Here is a 1,055-nt window from a genome sequence, read left to right as displayed (position 1 = left end):
GTTTTCCAGCGGTTTTCCAGCGTTATCTCGACACTCGGCGGTGGTTTTACGGGCGCCACCCTCGGCGTCGAAGGGCCTCGGCTACCTGGACCATGACGCCGTCGTAGCCAAACTGGTGGACCATCACCCGGTTGATCCGCAGGGGTAACCAGCCTGCCATCAACGTCGCGTTGTCCCGACGGGCATCGCGTTCCTGCTGCTCCGGGCTCAGGTGGTGGACGCCATCGTACTGAAGCCCCAAGCGGTACCGACGCCAGGCAAGGTCCGGCCATGCACAGGCAACACCGCGCTGATCGACGATGGCGACGCCATGCTCGGGCTCCGGAAGGCCCATTCTGAGGGCGGCCAGGCGGAGTTTGGTCTCCGGCGGTGACGCGGCACCGACCCGCATCAGGTCGCCAGCCGCGCGTGCCAGCCGAATTCCTCGCGCTCCCGGATGCGCCGCGATCAGATCTCGGCAGTCCTGGAGCGTTCCCAGAGCCGGGACCGGTTCGTCAAAAGGCCCCTGATGGCTGCTGATGATCGCGTCTCCGAGCACCACTGCTTCCTCCAGAGACAGCACCGAGCACAGATCCAGCCAGGTCCGGCCGGGCGTGGTGAGCGGCAGTTCTGCCAGCTTGGTGAGCTCCGTCTCCAGCAGTTTCAGCCGGTGCGCCACCACGCCGAACCGCGTGATGGAAGCGATGGAGTTGATTTTCGCCAGATGCACCCTGGGCTCGGTGTCCAGCCGCCCGGGCAAGGGAAGATTCCACAATCGAGCTGCGGTGCCAAAGCAGGCGGCTGCCCCCGGTGTCAGAGCCAGGAGTGGGGAGACGGCCTGGTGGAATTCCTGATCAGTGCCCCAGGGAACCCGGATGCCACGGCTGGAGGCGTGGAGGTCCGGCCCGCGGAGGCGGCCAAGTGTTTCACCCGCGTTGAGGGCGTCAGCGACCGTGAAGGAGCGGTGGTGGAGCTGCGGGTTCAGGGCTCGTGCAGTGCGCATAGTGCCATCCTGCACTCTTTACACCCATCAAAATGAGTTATCCACAGGCTGGAGGTGACCATGGGGTAATTCT

1 protein-coding gene is annotated in these 1,055 nt (G+C 65.0%); it reads right to left on the bottom strand.

Annotated elements, in window-relative coordinates; all coding sequences use genetic code 11:
* Positions 1-46: 46 nt before the first annotated feature.
* Positions 47-982, bottom strand: a complete 936-nt coding sequence (locus tag QQM37_RS14315) for an endonuclease domain-containing protein (RefSeq protein WP_285728294.1) — start codon at positions 980-982, stop codon at positions 47-49.
* Between the last annotated feature and the right edge of the window lie 73 nt (positions 983-1,055).

This window comes from Psychromicrobium xiongbiense, from assembly GCF_030271165.1.
Lineage (GTDB): Bacteria > Actinomycetota > Actinomycetes > Actinomycetales > Micrococcaceae > Renibacterium > Renibacterium xiongbiense.
The sequence above is the reverse complement of the archived record's forward strand: the minus strand, read 5'-3'. Positions and strand labels throughout refer to the sequence as shown.

Coding starts and splice junctions, on each gene's coding strand:
- QQM37_RS14315 (WP_285728294.1), bottom strand. CDS start 982: ATGCGCACTGCACGAGCCCTGAACCCGCAGCTCCACCACCGCTCCTTC.